Origin of the sequence: Listeria rocourtiae FSL F6-920 (assembly GCF_000525975.1) — a bacterium.
GTDB lineage: Bacteria > Bacillota > Bacilli > Lactobacillales > Listeriaceae > Listeria_A > Listeria_A rocourtiae.
Window position 1 is genome coordinate 30,320 of record NZ_AODK01000013.1, and the last position, 19,178, is coordinate 49,497.

Here is a 19,178-nt window from a genome sequence, read left to right on the forward strand (position 1 = left end):
GGAATCCAGGCAGATTACAAGTATTTAGCTAGGACGTTCACAAATCATTCGTAGAAAGCTTTATTGCGCTGTTCCTGTAAAAAATGCACGATACAGTTTATTCGCGAAAGCTTCATCATCTTTGATTTTCCATTGGTCTTCATTCGCTTCTAAATTCAACGCTATTTGAACAGACTTTTTAGAAGCTTTAGCCTTGGCAACACTTTTTTTGATAGCCGTCAAGTACTGCTTGTGCTGTTTTTTTCACATCTTTTTCAATGGATGGGTCAGCTTTTACTTTCGCTTTAAAATCCGCTAACCTTTCATCTTGAGTAGCGGCCATATCTAGACCATTAACGGAAATTTTAACAGTCGGCTTTTTCTTATCATCATTTGTCACTTTTGTCGTGTATTTTGCAACTGTTTTAGCACGCTTAATATAGGCATCGTACAAGTCGCTAATTTTATTATCCATGCTACCATCTTTTATTTTCAAACTACTCGCTAGTCTTTTTGTAAATAATTCTTTATTGTTTTTTTGTAATGCAGTAGCGCTTGTGCCGAATGTATCCTTATATTTATCTGTATCTTTATCAAACATAATTGTATTGACCGCTATATTTGCAGCATCTTTTGGCTCTATAGCACTGTTTCCACAAGCTGTTAGAGCAATTGCAACTGTTAAAACTGCAACAAGTAGTAAAGCTAACTTTTTCTTCATGTGATACACTCCTCATTTATCCATCTTATTTTCATACTTCCTTATTTTATAGGAAAAGATATGGATTACAAGACATTAGACAAGAACGTCACAAACTCTTCATAAAATGCACCATAATTGCATAACTGCTTACTTTTTAGGAATGCTTGGAATAAATTTAGACGTGCGCTTAGCATAAGCCTGAAAATCAGAACGGTCCTTATATTTCTTTTCCAATAATGGCACGCCGGATACGAATAAAAGGAGTAACGTGATAATTATTGGTCCAATAATACCCCATAAGCTCACGACACCAGTGATGCTCACTAAAAAAATACCCCACCAACTGAGCGCCTCGCCAAAGTAGTTCGGATGTCGAGTATAGTTCCAAAGTCCTGTCATAATTAATTTTCCTTTATTTTCTGGGTTCTTTTTGAAACGACGTAATTGTTCATCTCCAACAACTTCGAAAAAGAATCCAATAATCCAAATAATAATTCCTACAAAATTCCACCATTCTAATGCATCTGCTGATGTCGTATTCACAAGCAAAATCGGCAAGCTAATAATATACAGTAAAACACCTTGTAAAACAAAGACGTTCAAATAAGCTTTTAGTTTTACAAAGCGCACACCCCAACGCTTGCGCATATTGACGTAACGATAGTCCTCAGGTTTTCCGATATTACGCTTCGCCAAGTGGAGAAATAAACGTATGCCCCAAATAGAAACAAAAATAGTTACAATAAGCCCCTGTAATGTCATTTCGTCACCGAAAAAATACGTGTATATAGCGACAATCACAAATCCGGGCCCCCATGCCAAATCGACAATCGAGTTATTTTGTAATTTTTGCGCCCAAAGGAATAATATTGTAAAGTAAATCCATAATAATAGTCCCGCTATCCAATATACCATCTTATAATTCCTCTCCTTCGTCTAATTGCATTCGAATCGCAATCGCAACACAACCGATACCTGCACTCATCGCGATAATTGATGAAATTTCCATCACATAAGCTGGTGGTTCTCCAATGATATTTGTGAACAGTGCCTCATATTCCGTTGCACGTTCTAGTGTATGCGCATGTATAATGGCATACTCAGCAACTTGATTATGCATCATCATTTTCTTCACGCGTGCTACAATTTTCTTCGTACTGCTAGATAAGCTAAATGCAATGTCACTTACGGTTCCCGCCCCAGTGTCAGATAAAGAAACGACCGGCTTCAGTCGCAATGTATTGCCAATTGCTCCACCTTTTTCACCAAGGCGCCCTGAACGAATCATCGCATCTAGGTTTGGCACACTGACAAAAATCTTTGTTTTTGAAATACTTTGTGCCACAAAATGCTGGACTTCCGTGAAAGTTTTCCCTTGGGCGATTTGTTCTGCTGCAGCTTTCACGAGCAATCCTTGTGCTCCTGAATTTTGCCTTGTATCCATAACCACAATATCCTTAGAGACACTAGCTGCAGCCTTTTTTACCGTTTCATACGTTCCACTAAGTTTTCCTGATACGGTTAAAACAAGAATATTTTCAAAATGATCCGCCAAAAAAGCCAAATGATTAGCCACCGCCTTCACACTAGGTTGTGAGGAAGTTGGGTATGTCTTACTGTTTGGCAGACGCTCAAATAACGATTCCGTATCCATTGTCACTTTATCCAAATAATCATTGCCAGCAAACGCTATGTGAAGTGGAATAATCTGAATCTGATATTGTTCTACCACGCTCCATGGCAAATCCGCCACCGAATCCGTTACCAATGCAATTGGATATTTACGATTATGAATCACATCAAACTGATTTTGCATATCATCTACTTTTTGCTGAACCATCACACCATAATCAGCCAGATAAGCACATACCTCGCGCGGAACATCTGTATGAATATGCACACGAACCTTCGTATCAGTCCCAGCCACAATTAATGAATCACCAAAACGCTCCAAATTCGACCGAATCTCACCTGTATTAAGTCCTGCGCCGTGCAATAACACCTCTGTACAGTAGCGAAACACTGGTGCCTGATCTATAGCTTCGTCTTTCACCAATCTTGGTAAATTCTCCTGCTTCGCAATGTATTCCTCATTCTGAATAACAGAAGTAAACCCTTCAACAAACGTTAAAAATCCCTTCGCACCAGCATCCACAACACCATTATCCCGCAAAACTTGCAGCATATTCGGCGTATTCTCCAAGGTATTTTTAGCGTGCCTCAATGCATTTGCTAACACCTCTTGAAAAGTCGCACTCTGCTCGCGCGCCTGCATAATCGCCTCTGACCACGCCCGTATCACCGTAATCATCGTCCCCTCTACTGGATTTCCTATCGCAAGGTAAGCATAGTCCACCCCACCAGAGACGCTCTGAGCAAACCCTTGCAACGAAACATGCTTATCATCCGATAAATGAGAATGCATGCCATTTACATACTGCGCAAAAATAATTCCTGAGTTACCTCGAGCTCCGAATAATGCTGCCTCTGAAATCGTGTACAACGTCTCTTTTGCAGATTTCCCTATTTTGGACTCCTCTACAATCGATAACATAGTCGACGCCAGATTACTCCCCGTATCTCCGTCCGCGACTGGAAAAACATTGATTGCATTCAGTCCATCTTTTGCACCAATAACCGCCCTAGCGCCGCCCAAGAAAGCATGGTATAACTTTTTACTATCTAAAAAATCCGCCATCGTTCCCATCCCACCTTTATGAAATTCCCCATAATTTAGCTAAACTAAACACAATGCTCGAGGTTGTTGCTGTAATAAACGCCCCCCATGCTAAATCAATCACTGTAACAAACACTGGCCAGTCTTTGAGCGTCGCCAAATTTGTTAAATCGTAAGTCGCATAGCAAAGTAATCCTAAAAATGCTCCTGCAAAAATCGCAAACTGGATACTATTCTTTGCAAGTGCTGGTTCGATAACAAAAAAGACCATTCCACACACAAATAATAGATAAAATAAAAGTGCTGCACCAAAACGCACATTGGTAGCCATCAAATCCCCTAGATAATGTTTATACAAATTTTTGGCGATAACTCCAAGCCACAAGGCGTCAATCACTAAAAAAACAACAAGAGCCATTCCAGCAAGCTTCGCGAAATATATCATATGAACCCCTCTCTCATATTTCATTGTATCTACCTTAAGTTCAAATTATAGCAATGAACTAGTAAATTTAGCTATTTATTTGTTTGTGAATTAACGCGCAAAAAAAGGCGCTCTATTTAGCCTTGCTAGCACCCTTTTACGTATCTACAATTTTTCCAACTGATATGCTTCTTTTTCCATACCTATTTCTTGGCATTATAGAAAAAGGGAAGTAAACTAGGAAATCGCCTGAAAACAATTTCCTAATCTCTTTTTCTCTATTAAAACAAACCAATCCGACGAACACTTTCTTCAATCGCAGCATTCAAAATCTCGTCTTTACGTGTTGGATCATAATCGACACCTTCAACGAAAATGCTCGGTAAAGTTTCTACGCCGATAAAATTCAAAATCGTATTAATGTAAGGTTCACCATGTGTCTCAAGATCTGATTCCCCAGTAGAATAAACACCCCCACTACCATGAATTTGCAATGCTTTCTTGTTTTGCAATAAGGCTTCTGGACCATTCGCTGTATAACGGAATGTTTTTCCAGCAACAACAACTGTATCAAAATAAGCTTTCAACATTGGCGGAATACCTAAGTTCCAAAGTGGCGAAACAATCACATAGCGATCTGCATCCATAAATTGTTGTGTCAATGCATCAAATTTCGTCAACTTATCTTGCATCACTGGGTCTAAATCAGCGAAAACTTTACCACCACGTAATTCGTTACCGGCCGCCATGAATGCACCGTCAATCAATGGAATATCTTGCTCATATACATCAACTCGCTCAATCACATCATTCGGATTTTCTTGCTTGTATTTCTCCAAAAAAGCGCTCGCAACAACCATACTTCTTGAAACATCATCTGGAAGCGGTGATGCTTTAATAAATAATAATTTTGTCAAAGGAATTCAACCCCATTTTCTGTTTAGTTTTTTCCTCCTTATTTTAGCCCAGTCTATCTCGCTCGTCAATTAACAGTCATGAAACTACATGCCCGACTCCGTAAGCTCTTGACAAATCAGCTAGTCATGCTAAACTAAATACAGAAATCCGCTAGTGTATTACAATTATTAATACACTATTTTCCCAAGAGAGGAACTGGAGGGATACGTATGAAACGTATTGAACGTATTTATCAGTATATAAAAAAAATATGACTATGACAATATAAAGAAACAACTGGAACAAAACGAAGGGATTACTGCGTCAGAAGTATCAGAAGCTCTCGATATTTTGCGAAACAACGTCAGTATGGAACTAAATGAACTGCACCGCCAAGGAAAAATCATTAAAATTGCTGGGCGACCGGTGCGTTATTTGGATCGTCAATCTGTGGAAGAGAAACTTGAGCGATTACTGCCAGAAGGTGAACTCGAATTTGAAAACTGTCAAGCATTACTAAAAATATTCCAACGTAATACGGTACAACGAAGTCCCTTTGATGATTTAATTGGGTCCGATGCTAGCTTAAGAACTCAGGTAGAGCAAGCCAAAGCCGCGGTTCTATATCCTCCGAACGGTCTGCACACATTAATTGTCGGTCAAACCGGAGTCGGTAAAACACTATTTGCGAACCTGATGTATCGTTATTCTCAACACGCTGAACGCTTATCGAGTCAGTCTCCATTCATTATTTTTAACTGTGCGGACTACTATAATAATCCGCAACTTTTGATGTCTCATATTTTCGGTCATACTAGAGGCGCTTTTACGGGGGCTGATAATGAAAAAGAAGGACTCGTCGAAAAAGCAGATGGAGGTATTTTATTCTTAGACGAAATTCATCGGCTCCCGCCAGAAGGTCAGGAGATGATTTTTTACTTGATGGATACCGGTACATTTAATAAGTTGGGAGAAACAGATCGACGACGGAAATCAAATGTGCTTATTATTGGAGCAACAACAGAAGATCCCGAATCCTCGTTATTACGCACATTTGTTCGTCGGATTCCAATTGTGATTTCCTTACCCAGCCTGGAAGAGCGATCAGCTAAGGAACGTGTTGACCTTTTGAAAAATTTGCTCTCTAACGAAGCGCATCGAATCAGCAAACCGTTACGCATTGAAGATGAAGCTGCCAAAGCTTTGATTGGAAATACAACTTTTGGTAATATCGGACAATTGAAATCAAATATTCAACTCGTCTGCGCCCAAGGTTTTTTAAATAGTTTTGATAAAGATGAAGAAATCTTAATCAACTTTAAAACATTACCGATAAACATCAAAGACGGATTTTTCCATTTTAGTGGGCGCCGAAAAGAATTGCAGGAAATCTCAAAATACCTTGATCCTTACACGATTATTATGCCTGAACGCGGCAAGCAGCTTATCAATTCCGATGAGTATGAGCCTGATTTCAATCTGTATAAAATCATTGAAGATAAGGCTTCCATTCTAATGGATCAAGGCGTTGAGGACGAGGACATCAAGAAATTCATCACGATGGACATCGATGTACACCTCAACAGCTTCTATAATAAATTCAAGAACACGATTCACGACCGTGACAATATTCTAAAAATCGTGAATGAGGATATTTTAAATTTCACAGAAGACATTCAAGTAAAGATTGAGCAGCAGCTTGGAAAAAAACTAAACGAGCGTTTCCTGCTAGCGTTCAGTTTACATCTCACATCGTTTCTCAAGCGAGCGCGAAGTAACAAACCTCTAAAATATACAAATATCGAAAATGTCGTAAATGATAAACCGGAAAGTTATGCGATTGCTCGTGAGATGAAGAAAGAAATCGAAGCCGAATTTCAGATTCGAGTACCTAATATGGAAGTCCTCTATTTAACGTTACTGATTAGCTCGCTTCTTAAAGAACAAGAAGAAAATCGTGTAGCAGTCCTTGTTGCCACACACGGAAATAGTAGCGCAACGAGTATGGTTAACGTGGCAAAAAAACTGTTAGGTGAAGGCTTGGTGGATAGCATCGATATGCCACTTGATCTCAGCCCAAAAGTGGTGCTTGACAAAGTTACCCAACGTGCACGTGAACTTGATATGGGACGCGGTGTTCTTCTCCTTGTTGACATGGGCTCGCTCACAAGTTTTGGCCCAGTCATTTCTGAACGAACAGGTATCCCCGTTCGCACCATCGATATGGTTTCCACTGCTACCGTTATTGAAGCCGTCCGCAAATCTAATATTCTTGACATGGATTTGAATAGTATTTACGATTCGCTTAAAGATTTCCGCGGTTATGGGGGGTACGATTCCGAAGCCACATCTACACTTGGCGATAAAACGCACGCGATTGTTACAATCTGTGCAACTGGCAAAGGAACGGCTGAAAAACTGCAATCCTTCATCGAAAACATTCTCGAAAACCTTACTACCGATAATATTAAAGTTATTCCTATTAGTGTTCATGAAGCCGATCAAAGAATCGAACAGCTTCAAGAAGAGAATGATATCATTATGATTGTCGGTATCCATAATCCAAAAGTCCAAATTCCGTTCCTATCCATTGAACGCCTTTTCGCAAAAGATGGGGAAGAACAGATTATCCAACTCATCAAACAACGCGATATTTTCATCAAGAAGAACGAAACAAATTGGATTGCCCGCGAAGTCATCGAAGACAGCCTTAGCGAATTTTTAACCTATCTTAATCCGAAAAAAATTCTGCCTAGTCTGTTGAGATTTGCTACGATTCTGGAATCACAATTACAATACACGATGGAAAATACACTTAAAATCAATCTCCTTATTCATGTCGGGTGTGCTATCGAACGCATGGTTTTAAAAGATAGCTTGACTTACCATGAATCGAGCGAAAACATACAAGAAACTGCGGTTTTTAACGCTATTCAAGAAGCCTGTCATGATTGCTTTCAACCGATGAAGCTATCCTTAACAAGCGCTGAAAAATATTACATTTACGATATAATAACAAAAACACATCAAATAAATTAATAAAACAACAGATACTGCGAAAAAAATTACTACTCATAAATTTTTTCGCAGTTTTTTAAGCTACCATATTAGGCCAATAAACACAGTGTGTGAGGATTGATATTCTAGCAGAAAATAGTATACTACATGGTACCTATACCGTATCAGTCTAGTTTTTCAAGGATCAGTTTGCCTACGATAAACGCGTTCAGCAGTAAACGGATACGAAATATTGGCATACTCCTTGCAATACATATGGGTGGGTAAGCACGAGGAGTTAGTATGCCAGTAAGTATCATTATCGGAATGCACGGCGAAGTAACCCGCGAATTGCTTAAATCGACGAACATTATTATCGCTAGGCAAGATAATGTAGAATTCATTACGTTTGTCCCATGCGAAAATGTAACACATTGATACACAAATTCACTGACAAATTGGAGTTATTGATGCTTACGAAGGTGTTCTTTGCATAGTTTATTTATTTGGTGGTAGATCCTACAATGCAACGAACCAAATTGCCTTACCTAAAGAAAAAATGGATGTCGTGACCGGAACGAATATTCCAATGTTACTTGAAACACTATCTATACGAGCGGTGAGCAGTGTTTAAGATTTGGTGCAAACTGCTCTTACAGCTTGTCATAATGGCGTTAAATCATTAAAAGAATCACTTAAAAATGTCGAGGAGGAAGATTTATAATGGATATCCGTTTAGCAAGAATTGATGACCGCCTTATTCACGGTCAAGTAGCCACTGTTTGGTCAAAAGAAACACAAGTAGAGCGTATTATCGTATGTAATGACGAAGTTGCAAAAGATGAAATTCGCAGCACTCTTCTAAAACAAGTCGCCCCACCTGGTGTTAAATCAAATGTAGTGGACGTTGAGAAGGGTATTCGTGTGTACAACAACCCTACATACAAAACAACACCAGTCATGTTACTTTTCACAAATCCTTCAGATGTTCTGCGTATGGTAGAAGCTGGTGTTCCAATCACAACGGTAAATATTGGTGGCATAGCCTATCGTGACGGCAGAAAACAAATTACGAATGCTATTTCTGTTGGTCCAGAAGATATTGAGGCTTTCCGCAAACTTGATGAAAAAGGTATTGAGCTTGAAATCCGTAAAGTAGCAGCTGATAGCAAAGTAAAAATGATTCCCTTACTAGATAAAGAAGGCTTGTAATTTTAAACGCTTTTTTAGGACAGAAGATTGAGAAGGCATTTTCTATGGATGCCATTCAATTAATTCTTGTCTTCCTTGTATCCTGTGTCTGCGGTATGGGTAGTATTTTGGATGAGTGGCAATCTCATCGTCCGCTGATTGCTTGTACGCTAACGGGGCTTGTAGCTGCAATAATCTACATCCAACTAAGTCCAATACATTATCTAAAAGAAGCACTCGCCCAATATGATGCATGCAGTGGTAGCGGCAGAGCTAAATCAGATAACGATCAATATTTCCATCGTTGTTTCCAAAACGACAACCGTTACCGTACAAGATATTTTGGATAGTTTGATGCCTTGTATCTTGGCATTAGTACTAACATTCGCCTATATATGGCTTCTGAAGAAAAAAAATCAATGCACTTTGAATTATATTCGGACTTGTTGTTATTGGTTATGTACTAGAACTCTTCGCAGTTCCAAATTCATGATAATGGATAGAAAACGGGACTGGGACAAAAGATGATACTACACAAAATAAGCAAGATATCACGAACCCTTTTTTGGGGTAAGACGTGAATCTTGCTTCACACAAATAGAGCGAAAGCTTTTGTATTCAAGGGATTTGGGTGGAATGAGGATGGCAAACTCATTCCATTCCTTTGCGTATTGTGGTTCTAACTCGCTTTGCTTCAAAGAACCACAACAAAGCGGAGCATACTGGTGTATGTGATGACTGAAAGCAGGGAGGGAGTCGTATCCCCGACCATGTAAGAAGTTATGCGAAACGCCAGCGTAGAAGAATCGTAGAAAGGACCGCCTATTCGCGATGCTCATAGGCATATTGGGGCTCTAGCTCATTTCGAAGATCCCCAACAATGCGAGCGCTTGTCGCCGATTTATCTAGGCTATGTCCCAACCTCGCTTTTATTTGAAAATGATATATAGCATAACCGTTTGCTCTCTGCTTTTTAGACCTTTTTTTGTTAATGCTTCTTTGTTCGTGCCCATGTCTCCTTTTCCCATACCCCATGCTTGTAGTATATATTTCTTACCTTTTATTATTTTTTCATCGTCGAATGGTTGGGTCTGCGTAACATGATTCTCTAATTTCCCAAAAATATTTTTTGGGATAACAAGGCTACTTTCCCCTGATCCCCCTTTTCCATTTCCTAAAATAACATGAATTTCAGATGGTTTAAAAGCATCAAATCCTGGGATTCCCCACATCAAAGTATTACTCAGCTGTGTTTCTTTATCACCTGATACAGCCGTCACCATTTCATGACTCACTCGTTTATCATAATTATACACATCGAAACACACCGTCATACTCTTTGCTTTTACATTATAGCCTAAAGTACCACTGGCAGCCAAAAGCAATGACATTTCATCTGAATCGGATAGTACACGCATGTTTTTAATCTCACCATCCGCAATGCCCTTTATTTTATCCCCTTGAAAAGGCCAATAATTCATGTGGTTTAAATATATCAATACCCCACCAAGCACAATAACAATTGCTCCCAAACTAATTAGAAATTTTTTCATCTTAATCTCCCTTTTTAAAATTTGCAATTACAATTTTATTGATTTTTTCATATCTGCTCCTTATCACATGCCTAGCGTGTACTTCCTTGGAGCATCGTATATTATGAAAGTAACTAAGACTATCTTAATACGACGAATAAAATTGATAGCCCTTTCATTTTTTGCTTTACTTCCTTTCTTTGTTGTATAAAATGCCTTGAATTCCCTTTATAATATGTTACACGGTATCTTACAAGAACAATTTTCCTCTCTCGCCTAACTCCTAAGAAATAAGCGAATTAGTAGAATGATTCTGTTCCTTTTTAAGGTTGATAGTGATACAATGAATGAAGAAATTAATGAATGCAGGTGTAAAATAATGAGTATGGATGCAACAAATATTTTCCTAATTGTCATGATAATCGGTGCGTTTTTATTTTCTGTTTATGATGGCCTAGTTCTTCATTTTTGGAAAGGCAAAACAATTCTTAGTGTCCCGCTTCGCTCGCGAGGGAAATGGGACGGTTATATATTCGTTGGCCTGATTGCGATGCTGTTTATCTCAAATGCTTTCTTACGACACGGGCCAGTCTCCACATCTGTCTTGTTAGCTGTTCTAGGCATCCTTTTCTTCTATATTTGCTTCATTAGAAAAGGTCGCGTTATATTCAAAGAACACGGTTTCTTCTATGCCCTTCTTTTCTTTGAATACAAAAAAATGGAGCGTATTAACCTGTCTGAAGATGATGTACTTGTTATCGAAACTGGTCGCCAACGTTTACTTTTATTCGTTCGAAATGAAGAAGACTTGGAACAAATCTTGAAAATTTTCACTGAAAAAAGCTAAAAAAGTAGCGTTTGGGCATGGTAGCCAAACGCTATTTTTTTAAATCCCCACTTTACTCAAGTGAATCCGCTCTACTTCAAACTCAATAAATTTCCCGTGCAAGGCTTCGATTTGCTCGTCGTATTGCGTATTAAAACAAATGATGCTGTCCTCTAATCGCAAAACAGCAAAACCGTCCTCTTCATAGTCTTCTAACTGTCCGACTACGTGAACATGAGCATCTTCTGTCTTCTCCAAAATGCAATGCTTCTCGTCGCTTTCTGCCAGTTGTGCCGCCGTCAAATGCTGTGGTATTTCAATTTCTACAGTATATTTGCGATTTGACTCCGGCTCGTCATCATTCCAAATTCCTTCACACGTGCCGAAATCACTTTCAAATCTAACTTGCCCAGTCGCAAGCTTTTTCTGAATCCTAATTTCCACTAAAAAATTCCTCCTGAAGTTTTTTCGCTTTCGTATATTATAGCATGAAATTGGCAAATCGCATCTTTTTTACTGCATCAAGCTATAAATTTCTTTCACAAGTGCACCGTTGTCTTTTTCCATCCGCACATTTGAAAAAATAATGACTGCATCTTGATAATCTTTAGAAAAACTATTTATCGTCTCATAATTATACAATACACCGCGAGAAATATAAAAGTTTGACCTCGTGTAGAACCCATAACCATAGTCCCCTGCTCCTGCACGCAACATGCTTGCCAAACTAGCTTGATTCACCAATTTTCCATCCATTAACGCCTTATTAAACAGATAAATATCTTTCGGTGGCATATACATATTTCCTGCTCCAAATAGTTGTGAGGTATCCTGAACAAAGGTCGTTTTTGTCAATGCGCCATGTTTTGGTTTGTAACTCATCGATTCATTAGGATGTGTGAAAAATGAATCACCAAATCCTGTCTCTTTCATACTCGCTGGCACTAAAATATGTTGCCTTAAATATACCTCTAAAGACTGATGTGAAACTAATTCAACAAGACGACCCATCATCGCGTAATTATCATCTTTATAATCCCACTTACCTGGTGGTTGCTTAATCCCTGCCGCCTCTATCTCTTCTACTATGCGCTGTGAAGTCACTTTCTGGTTTCCTTTTTTGCGTCCTTCTATACCAGAAGTGTGCCCAAGGAAATTCTTAATTTTGATGTTTTGTCCATTAGGGAACGATGGAAAATATTTAACAATCGGATCTTCTACGTTCAGTAGCCCTTTTTCTTGCAATTGCATAATGGCCGTCGCTACTACCGCTTTTTCCATCGAACCTATAAAGAATAAACTCTGGCTCGTATTAGCTTCCCCAGTCGTTCTATTCGCCAAACCATAGCCCTGATTGATAATGGCTTTATTATCTTTCACAATATAAGCTGTCCCATTAAATTGGTGTTGCTTCAAAAGTGAATCAATTTTCGTTTTGAGCGAGGCATGTGGATCAATCACGATATTGGTCTTCACATTTGCCGTCGACTCCTCATTCATACTCATTTCGTTTGCTGTTACCTTAGAATGCGTCTGTACAAACAAATACGCACTTCCTAATCCCCCAAATAAAAAGCAAGCGATGACTGTAAAAATAATTCCTAGACGCCGTGTTTTACGTTTCTTACGCGCCCTCTCTGTTCGGCTCACATGCATTTTATTTCCTCCTTGCTCTAAAATAAGTAAGACATAATTGTAACACTTTGTAATATAATTGTAAAAATATTTTTTTTGATTTTCTTTTTATTCACACTTGTTTTTTCCTAAAAATGCACGTATGCTTGATTTAATTCATCGCAAAGGAGTTCGAGAAATCATGACATTATTAGCATTCGATATGGGTGGTACAGCTGTCAAATACGCCGTGATAGAGCCAGATGGAACAATTGTTTCTAAAGGGAAATTCAAAACCCCTGACACGCTCGAAACACTCATGAAACAACTACAAACGACTAAAAATACATACAAGTCTTATACACTGACTGGTATCGCCTTTAGTTGTCCTGGAGCCGTCAATAACGAAAGCGGTATCATAGGTGGTGCCAGTGCGATTCCCTATATTCATGATTTTCCGTTTCGACAACTACTAGAAGAGCACTTAGGGCTACCCATCACACTTGAAAATGATGCCAATTGTGCAGCACTGGCCGAAACATGGCTCGGCGTTGCAAAAAAAGCCAACGATATCCTCTTTATCATCGTCGGCTCAGGCATTGGCGGCGCCGTTATTAAAAATGGCAAAATCCATGCTGGCGCTCATCTTCACGGTGGCGAATTCGGCTATATGATCATGAATGACAGACTAGAAAATCTAAGCGATACAGGAACTGCTGTCAACGCCGCCTCACGCATCGCAAAACGAAAAGGGTTACCATCGCTATCCGGTATAGAAGCCTTCCAACTAAAAGATGCTGGTGATCCAGTAGCTACAGAAGAAATTGATAGCATGTTCTGCAATCTTGCAAAAGGAATTTTTAACTTACAATATGTATACGACCCAGAACTTATCGTCATCGGCGGTGGGGTCAGCGAACGAGCAGACTTCCTTCCAGCCATACAAGAACAGCTAGACACTCTCCTGCAGAAAATCACAATCGCAAAAGTAGCACCAAACCTCGTCTCCTGTGAATTCGGAAATGATGCCAACCTCATCGGTGCCGTTGCAAACTTTAATCAAATACACGCATAAAGATAAAAGTGTCTGGGACAAACTCCCATGTCAGCTTCCGCTGACACCAATCATCATGAAAAAAGCTATCGACCTACAACTGTTTTTCTATCATACTAGAGATAGAGGAATAAGTTGTAGGTCGATGGCTTATTGAAGTTTTCCAAAACCTCGCGGGACAAACTGAACCGATGTCTATTTTTCCTTCTTCGAAACATTTGGCTTCATGGGCAGGCCTCGCGCCTGGTAATCATGAAAGCGCTGGGAAAAATTATCATGCCCGTATTCGCAAAGGGAACGCTTATTTAAAGAAAGTATTAACGAGTTTAGGACAAAACTCCAGACGAGATAAAAATCGCCCTACCCACTTTTGGGTAGGACGAAAATTTTGCATGAAAATGAGTTTTGTCCCGGCCTCATCCATTTCTATTTATTGTAAACTAATTTTTCCGCTTCGCCTCGTTCTATTAGCACTTGCTCCAAAGCTACTAACCATTTTTTCTGTTTATTAATCACGAATTGGATCCTTTCCCCTTTTTTCGTCTCCACCTCAAGTAAATTAGCTAACATATCACGCCCTAAAATCTTCGTCATCATACCTTCAATTCGCGCTACATCTTCAAACAAAATCATGACATCATCTGCAAAATAGTCATTTGGCTTGTGAATTAGATATTCTTTTGTTACGTAAAGCTTACCAGGAATCGGCTTGAATCCGTTTTTCAAATTCGCCAGCCCTTTGTAGACAACATCTAGCGATTCACCCATAATTTGCTTCCTCCACATCTATTTTTCATGATTTATCAGTATTGGTTACACCGAAATATTCGTTCACAATTTGGTGACATTTAAAAAATTTTTTTTTGTCAAAACAGCTTGGCTTCAACCTCTATGCAAGTTAAAATATAGGGTATACAACAATGGAAGAAATCTCTTCGGAGGGAGCTAATCATTTTGCGCGCAATAATTTATATTGGTAATGGGACACAACTAGCTGAAGGCAATGCAGAATTTTGCACTTTTATTGCCGAAATTAAAAAGAAACGACCCGAAATGATTCAAGAATTAGGTTTTCTTAACATGAGTTATCCCACTATAGAAATTGCCTGTGAAAAGGCTATCGCTATCGGTGCAGATGAGCTCATCATCGTTCCAGTATTTCTATTTTCAGCAACCAACATCAAATATGAAATTCCTAAAATTCTTAACTCCCTTACTAGAAAACATCCAGATATTACAATCAAAATGACCAAAACATTTGGCTTTGATCCAGAAATAATTGCGTTAGCCAAAGAAAAAAATACTACAAACCAATATCAATTTCACAAAATCAAAAGCTGTCTTGCTCGTTGGGCTCGGAAGTGAACGCGACAGTGAGCCTGCTAATCGTTTGTATAACGTATCTCAACTTTTAGAAAAACAGCTACATCTCCCCGTTTTTCACAGTGAAATAAAGGGTGAGCCATGTTATCCAAAAGTTTTAGAAAATCTAATCACACAGTTCGATAAAATATATATTCTTCCCTATTTTCTATTCACTGGTGCCCATGTTGTCGCGATTGATCAAGAACGGCTACATCTACAGAAATTATATCCCGATTGCGAAACCGTTCTTTGCGAATCATTTCACTATCATCCCCTGCTAGAAATAGCAATCCTTCAAAAAATCACAGAGTTAATTGGTTGATTTTATATGCTAGAGCCAAAGCGCTTCAGCATATAAAATCGTCTGTTTATTTAGTCGGAACTAAAACATCTAAGTGTTCACGCAAAACCTCAATCGCAATCGGGAATGTATCTCCCGAATCACCATCGACATTGACTTTCACATCAGGATCCGTGCACGCAATTTCGAGTTTTTTAGTAGAAAAATACATAACCCCGTCTGCTTTTTTCAATGTCCCCAACGCGATTTGCGGTAAAATTTTTGCAGCATCAATCAAACCTAGCTTCGTCAAAATAAAAACGTGAATCAGTCCATCGTCCACCTCAGCCTCAGGAGCCCATTGCTCCATACCACCGACTGAATTCGTCAAACTTGCGATAACTAGCCCCGCTTTGCCACCCCACTCACCGTCATCATACTTTACTTCAAATTCCAACAATTCATGACGCGCAAAGGCTTTTAATCCTTCCGCAAAATAGGCAACAGAGCCGAATTTTGTTTTTTGCTCAACGCTCACCTTGTCAACAGCCTCCGCAATCATGCCGGCCGCAAGCACATTCATGAAATATGTATCGCCAATTTTCCCAATATCCATCGAACGCTTCCGAGCTGTTTCCAATGCCTTAATTGCACGATCTGGTCGCAATGGAACACCTAGAGAACGAGCCAAATCATTCACTGTTCCCAATGGAATAAAACCAAATGCAGGGCGATGCGGCTTCTCTGCGATACCATTGATAACCTCATTTAACGTGCCGTCTCCGCCCATCGCAATAACCGCTTCATAGTTATTATCAGCTGCAACTTGGGCAAATTCCGTCGCATCTCCACCTTTTTGCGTCTCCTTCACCTCGACCTCATCAAAGCGCTTCAACAATGCTTGATATACCCGATCTTTATATACTTTCCCTTTCTCCTTACCAGAGGAAGGGTTCACAATCAACATAGCTTTTCCCATTATGTATCACTCTCCTTCATTCTACTCCTTCCCATTATACCCTCTTCCCATCCCATAAAAACAGCAAAACATCGCTTTTTAAGCAATTATTACTTGAAAAAATACTCATTTGGCGTTACAGTTAAAACACAGTATTTCACTTGGATATCGCAAGGAGGTTTCAAAATGGAACGAATTACTTTCAAAAACGAAGCTGGATTAACGCTAGTTGGTCATTTTTATGCAGCTCCTTCAAAGTCTATCATCATTATGACGCACGGTTTTCTATCAAACAAATCGTCAAGCGGTCGTTTTGATCGTTTCGCCATAAAATTACAACAAAACGGCTATAATGTGCTAACCTATGATTGTGGTGGCTACGGAGAAAGCGATGATACGGCCATTCATTTTACAAAACAAGTCGCAGATTTACGAGCGGCTAAAAAATATAGTCACGAACTCGGCATGGAAAAGTTCGCATTTTGGGGACATAGTCTTGGTGGGCGTTTATCACTGACTTGCTACGAATCAGATATCGATACGATGGTTTTAACAGGTCCAGTTACTGGTGCTATTGCCTATCAACATGTCGATGATTTTTCAGAAGAACAGATCGCGCAATGCGATTGTAATGGTAGCGCGGTTTTTTATGTCGATGATCCTTGGCGCACAGAGATTGTTTTAGATAAACAGATGTTGGCAGATTTTAATCATATGGATCAAGCTGCAATTTTACAAAACGTTCATTGCCCGATTCTTGTCATTCACGGTACGGAAGGCGATTTGGAAAAGGAGCTCGCACAGATTACAAAACAAGGCGAAAATTTCTTTCCAGCAGGGACAAAAATAATGGAACTAGACGGGGCAGACCATGGCTTTATGGAACAGTTAGACGAAATAGAAACACTTGGTCTGCACTGGCTACATGAACACTTTTCGGTAAAATAAAAATTCGAATGGAGACCTTGATCTCCATTCGAATTTTTATTTTACCGCTGATTCCATGCTCATTCCTGGTACCATACGGACGCGTGGTAAAGTGTACATACCTTTATTTTTATTCGCTTTTCCAGATTCCGTCGTGAATCCCATCGCGTACCCGGATGCCTCAGCAGCGCGGACGGTGTCTTCATTATACCGACCAACAGGATAACAAATACTGTTCACCTTTTTATCAGTCAAACGCTCCAAAGTGGCTTTCGAATCCTTCAACTCTCGCAGTTGCTCATCATAAGACAATGTATTTAACTCAAAATGATGCACCGTATGGCTGTCCATTTCAAGACCATAGTCACTCATTTCTTTTAGGGCTACCTCATCAAAATGATTATTTTTCGCTATTTTATCCGTAATCACAAAAATATTTGCCTTTAAACCATATTTTTTTAAAATTGGGTAGGCATTTGTATAATTATCCTGATACCCATCATCAAACGTTATCACGACTGGTTTATCAGGAACACCTTGTCCCGTTTTAAGCATTTCAGTAAGCGAGGCGAGCGTCAACGTATGATAATCATTGTCAACAAGCCATTTCATCTGTTCTTCAAACTCATTCGGCGGTGTTATCAGGTTATTTTTCACATTCGAATTAATAGAGTGATACATCAAAACTGGGATTTGCAACGTCTCTGGATTTATATCCCTCCCAATCTGGGCTGGCTTTTTCTCCGCTTTCACTACAGGGGCCGGATTTTTTTTGTGGCTCTTGTGTTTGTTCCGAAGTTTTTACTTCATTTGGGCCACATCCTGCAATGACTAGACAACATAAAATCGCACAAATTATGCGTACATATTGCTTCATTTGAAAACTCCTTCTGCAATTTTTATCTGAAAATAAATAAAATCCGCTCATTAATAATTTGCTTTACTGTTGCACGAGCTGCCGCATAGTCATGTTCTTCAATGTAACGACCACACCCCACATAGTTATCAAGTGTTTTGTCAAAAAGTTTAATTGCCGATTGAAAAACATCCGGCTCAGCAAACTCCAACAAATCATCATATAGTTTATTAACAACCTGCAAGTAATATTCATTCTTAGCGTAACTAAGAAACTCATTCAAAAACCAAAGCTGATAATCCATACATTGACGCTCTGTTGCTTCTTCTAAATGAAAAAATTCAGCCGCTTTATCTGAAATACGGCGGTTTGAAAAAGGAAGTGATTTAGCTTCAATTTTATCAATAGTCGCTATCAAAAACAACTCCATAATATCAAGCATTTCAATATATCGCTCTTTCGTGATGGCACAGTTTTTGACTATAACCCCTTTATAATCCTCAAATTCCAAATATCCGTCTACTGTCAAGATTGCAAAAGCTTTACGAACTGGCGTCCTGCTAAGTTCCAGCTCCCTCGAAACCTCTGCTTCAATCAGGCGTTGTCCAGCCTGATATTCCCCACACTGAATCTTCTCTTTGATCATTCGATGCGCCTTACTTTCCAAGGTCTCATTTCCCAGTTTATTCATTACTTGACTCCCTTTTACTCGATTTAAAATATCGCTTTTCCATTAATAATTTCTTTTAAAATATCATTATTCGAAATGACTAACTCCATTTCACGATATGGCTGATATTCTGTGTTCTGTTCCATAATATAACTCGCGCTGAGCTCTTTTATATCACGAATCAAATTCCTTGTAGCCTGCTTTTTGGAATCAAAAAAAATGTAAAAT

Annotated in this window: 22 protein-coding genes and 3 pseudogenes; 11 read left to right on the forward strand and 14 right to left on the reverse strand. The window is 39.2% G+C overall.

Translation table 11 applies throughout. The features are described from left to right. Positions 1-60: 60 nt before the first annotated feature. From PROCOU_RS17975 to PROCOU_RS05420, 6 genes are all read right to left on the reverse strand, one after another. On the reverse strand, positions 61-222 hold the full coding sequence (locus tag PROCOU_RS17975; protein WP_167549796.1) for a hypothetical protein: 162 nt from the start codon (positions 220-222) through the stop codon (positions 61-63). Beyond that, the gene (locus PROCOU_RS05400; protein WP_036070211.1) at positions 188-700 is read right to left on the reverse strand and encodes a DUF5105 domain-containing protein; all 513 of its coding nucleotides are present in this window, start codon (positions 698-700) and stop codon (positions 188-190) included. The genes PROCOU_RS17975 and PROCOU_RS05400 overlap by 35 nt, the downstream gene beginning before the upstream one ends. Positions 701-829: 129 nt before the next feature. After that, positions 830-1,597 carry a DUF1295 domain-containing protein gene (locus PROCOU_RS05405; RefSeq protein ID WP_036070212.1) on the reverse strand — a complete coding sequence of 256 codons (768 nt, stop codon included), beginning with the start codon at positions 1,595-1,597 and terminating at the stop codon, positions 830-832. 1 nt (position 1,598) lies between these two features. Beyond that, entirely contained in the window at positions 1,599-3,380 is a 1,782-nt protein-coding gene (locus tag PROCOU_RS05410; RefSeq protein ID WP_036070216.1) for a DegV family EDD domain-containing protein, read from the reverse strand. A 16-nt stretch (positions 3,381-3,396) separates the two neighbouring features. Next, the gene (locus PROCOU_RS05415) at positions 3,397-3,804 is read right to left on the reverse strand and encodes a DUF2177 family protein (protein WP_036070219.1); all 408 of its coding nucleotides are present in this window, start codon (positions 3,802-3,804) and stop codon (positions 3,397-3,399) included. Between the two features lie 260 nt (positions 3,805-4,064). Continuing rightward, on the reverse strand, positions 4,065-4,700 hold the full coding sequence (locus PROCOU_RS05420; protein WP_036070220.1) for an FMN-dependent NADH-azoreductase: 636 nt from the start codon (positions 4,698-4,700) through the stop codon (positions 4,065-4,067). A 210-nt stretch (positions 4,701-4,910) separates the two neighbouring features. Between PROCOU_RS05420 and PROCOU_RS05425 the strand changes: the two are divergent. The 5 genes and pseudogenes from PROCOU_RS05425 to PROCOU_RS18030 all read left to right on the forward strand — a co-directional run bounded on the left by PROCOU_RS05425 (position 4,911) and on the right by PROCOU_RS18030 (position 9,396). Beyond that, positions 4,911-7,719, forward strand: a pseudogene (locus PROCOU_RS05425) (sigma-54-dependent transcriptional regulator). A 261-nt stretch (positions 7,720-7,980) separates the two neighbouring features. Further along, positions 7,981-8,401, forward strand: a pseudogene (locus PROCOU_RS19035) (mannose/fructose/sorbose PTS transporter subunit IIA). Beyond that, the gene (locus tag PROCOU_RS05435; protein ID WP_036070222.1) at positions 8,401-8,889 is read left to right on the forward strand and encodes a mannose/fructose/sorbose PTS transporter subunit IIB; all 489 of its coding nucleotides are present in this window, start codon (positions 8,401-8,403) and stop codon (positions 8,887-8,889) included. Before PROCOU_RS19035 ends, PROCOU_RS05435 begins: the two are co-directional and overlap by 1 nt. A 44-nt stretch (positions 8,890-8,933) precedes the next feature. Beyond that, positions 8,934-9,053, forward strand: a pseudogene (locus PROCOU_RS17060) (PTS sugar transporter subunit IIC); the annotation flags it as partial. Positions 9,054-9,117: 64 nt separating this feature from the next. Further along, positions 9,118-9,396: a PTS system mannose/fructose/sorbose family transporter subunit IID gene (locus tag PROCOU_RS18030; protein WP_244266240.1), complete on the forward strand. Its 279-nt coding sequence runs from the start codon at positions 9,118-9,120 to the stop codon at positions 9,394-9,396. A 401-nt stretch (positions 9,397-9,797) separates the two neighbouring features. On the opposite strand, the gene PROCOU_RS05445 is transcribed toward PROCOU_RS18030, so the two are convergent. Next, on the reverse strand, positions 9,798-10,421 hold the full coding sequence (locus tag PROCOU_RS05445) for a hypothetical protein (RefSeq protein ID WP_036070227.1): 624 nt from the start codon (positions 10,419-10,421) through the stop codon (positions 9,798-9,800). Between the two features lie 358 nt (positions 10,422-10,779). On the opposite strand from PROCOU_RS05445, the gene PROCOU_RS05450 reads away from it, so the two are divergent. Next, positions 10,780-11,247: a DUF986 family protein gene (locus tag PROCOU_RS05450; protein WP_036070233.1), complete on the forward strand. Its 468-nt coding sequence runs from the start codon at positions 10,780-10,782 to the stop codon at positions 11,245-11,247. Positions 11,248-11,286: 39 nt separating this feature from the next. Here the strand turns inward: PROCOU_RS05450 and PROCOU_RS05455 are convergent, their stop codons facing one another. Together PROCOU_RS05455 and PROCOU_RS05460 are read right to left on the reverse strand one after the other, a co-directional pair. After that, a complete protein-coding gene (locus PROCOU_RS05455) occupies positions 11,287-11,670 on the reverse strand; it encodes a hypothetical protein (RefSeq protein WP_036070237.1) in 384 nt (127 codons plus the stop codon). 69 nt (positions 11,671-11,739) lie between these two features. Next, entirely contained in the window at positions 11,740-12,876 is a 1,137-nt protein-coding gene (locus PROCOU_RS05460) for a serine hydrolase domain-containing protein (RefSeq protein WP_159101186.1), read from the reverse strand. 166 nt (positions 12,877-13,042) lie between these two features. Here PROCOU_RS05460 and PROCOU_RS05465 point away from each other — a divergent pair, with 166 nt between their 5' ends. Both PROCOU_RS05465 and PROCOU_RS18805 read left to right on the forward strand, forming a co-directional pair. Beyond that, complete coding sequence (locus tag PROCOU_RS05465; protein WP_036070238.1) at positions 13,043-13,915, forward strand: ROK family protein; 873 nt, start codon at positions 13,043-13,045, stop codon at positions 13,913-13,915. A gap of 131 nt (positions 13,916-14,046) precedes the next feature. Continuing rightward, on the forward strand, positions 14,047-14,406 hold the full coding sequence (locus PROCOU_RS18805; protein WP_279586560.1) for a transposase: 360 nt from the start codon (positions 14,047-14,049) through the stop codon (positions 14,404-14,406). Here PROCOU_RS18805 and PROCOU_RS05470 read toward each other — a convergent pair. Beyond that, on the reverse strand, positions 14,321-14,662 hold the full coding sequence (locus PROCOU_RS05470) for a hypothetical protein (protein ID WP_036070240.1): 342 nt from the start codon (positions 14,660-14,662) through the stop codon (positions 14,321-14,323). The genes PROCOU_RS18805 and PROCOU_RS05470 overlap by 86 nt on opposite strands. Before the next feature lie 186 nt (positions 14,663-14,848). Between PROCOU_RS05470 and PROCOU_RS05475 the strand changes: the two genes are divergently transcribed. Then, entirely contained in the window at positions 14,849-15,259 is a 411-nt protein-coding gene (locus tag PROCOU_RS05475; protein ID WP_051994211.1) for a sirohydrochlorin chelatase, read from the forward strand. A gap of 25 nt (positions 15,260-15,284) precedes the next feature. After that, positions 15,285-15,581, forward strand: coding sequence for a CbiX/SirB N-terminal domain-containing protein (locus PROCOU_RS19230; RefSeq protein ID WP_036070244.1), 297 nt, complete (start codon positions 15,285-15,287; stop codon positions 15,579-15,581). 46 nt (positions 15,582-15,627) lie between these two features. On the opposite strand, the gene PROCOU_RS05485 is transcribed toward PROCOU_RS19230, so the two are convergent. Beyond that, positions 15,628-16,518, reverse strand: coding sequence for a diacylglycerol/lipid kinase family protein (locus PROCOU_RS05485; protein ID WP_036070248.1), 891 nt, complete (start codon positions 16,516-16,518; stop codon positions 15,628-15,630). A 165-nt stretch (positions 16,519-16,683) separates the two neighbouring features. Between PROCOU_RS05485 and PROCOU_RS05490 the strand changes: the two genes are divergently transcribed. Then, on the forward strand, positions 16,684-17,445 hold the full coding sequence (locus PROCOU_RS05490) for an alpha/beta hydrolase (protein ID WP_036070252.1): 762 nt from the start codon (positions 16,684-16,686) through the stop codon (positions 17,443-17,445). Between the two features lie 36 nt (positions 17,446-17,481). Here PROCOU_RS05490 and PROCOU_RS05495 read toward each other — a convergent pair whose 3' ends face one another. The 3 genes from PROCOU_RS05495 to PROCOU_RS17700 form a co-directional block, all read right to left on the reverse strand. Next, positions 17,482-18,177 carry a polysaccharide deacetylase family protein gene (locus PROCOU_RS05495; protein WP_149023619.1) on the reverse strand — a complete coding sequence of 232 codons (696 nt, stop codon included), beginning with the start codon at positions 18,175-18,177 and terminating at the stop codon, positions 17,482-17,484. Positions 18,178-18,323: 146 nt separating this feature from the next. Continuing rightward, positions 18,324-18,971: a GntR family transcriptional regulator gene (locus PROCOU_RS05500; protein ID WP_051994214.1), complete on the reverse strand. Its 648-nt coding sequence runs from the start codon at positions 18,969-18,971 to the stop codon at positions 18,324-18,326. A gap of 23 nt (positions 18,972-18,994) precedes the next feature. Next, positions 18,995-19,135: a hypothetical protein gene (locus PROCOU_RS17700; protein ID WP_159101187.1), complete on the reverse strand. Its 141-nt coding sequence runs from the start codon at positions 19,133-19,135 to the stop codon at positions 18,995-18,997. Between the last annotated feature and the right edge of the window lie 43 nt (positions 19,136-19,178).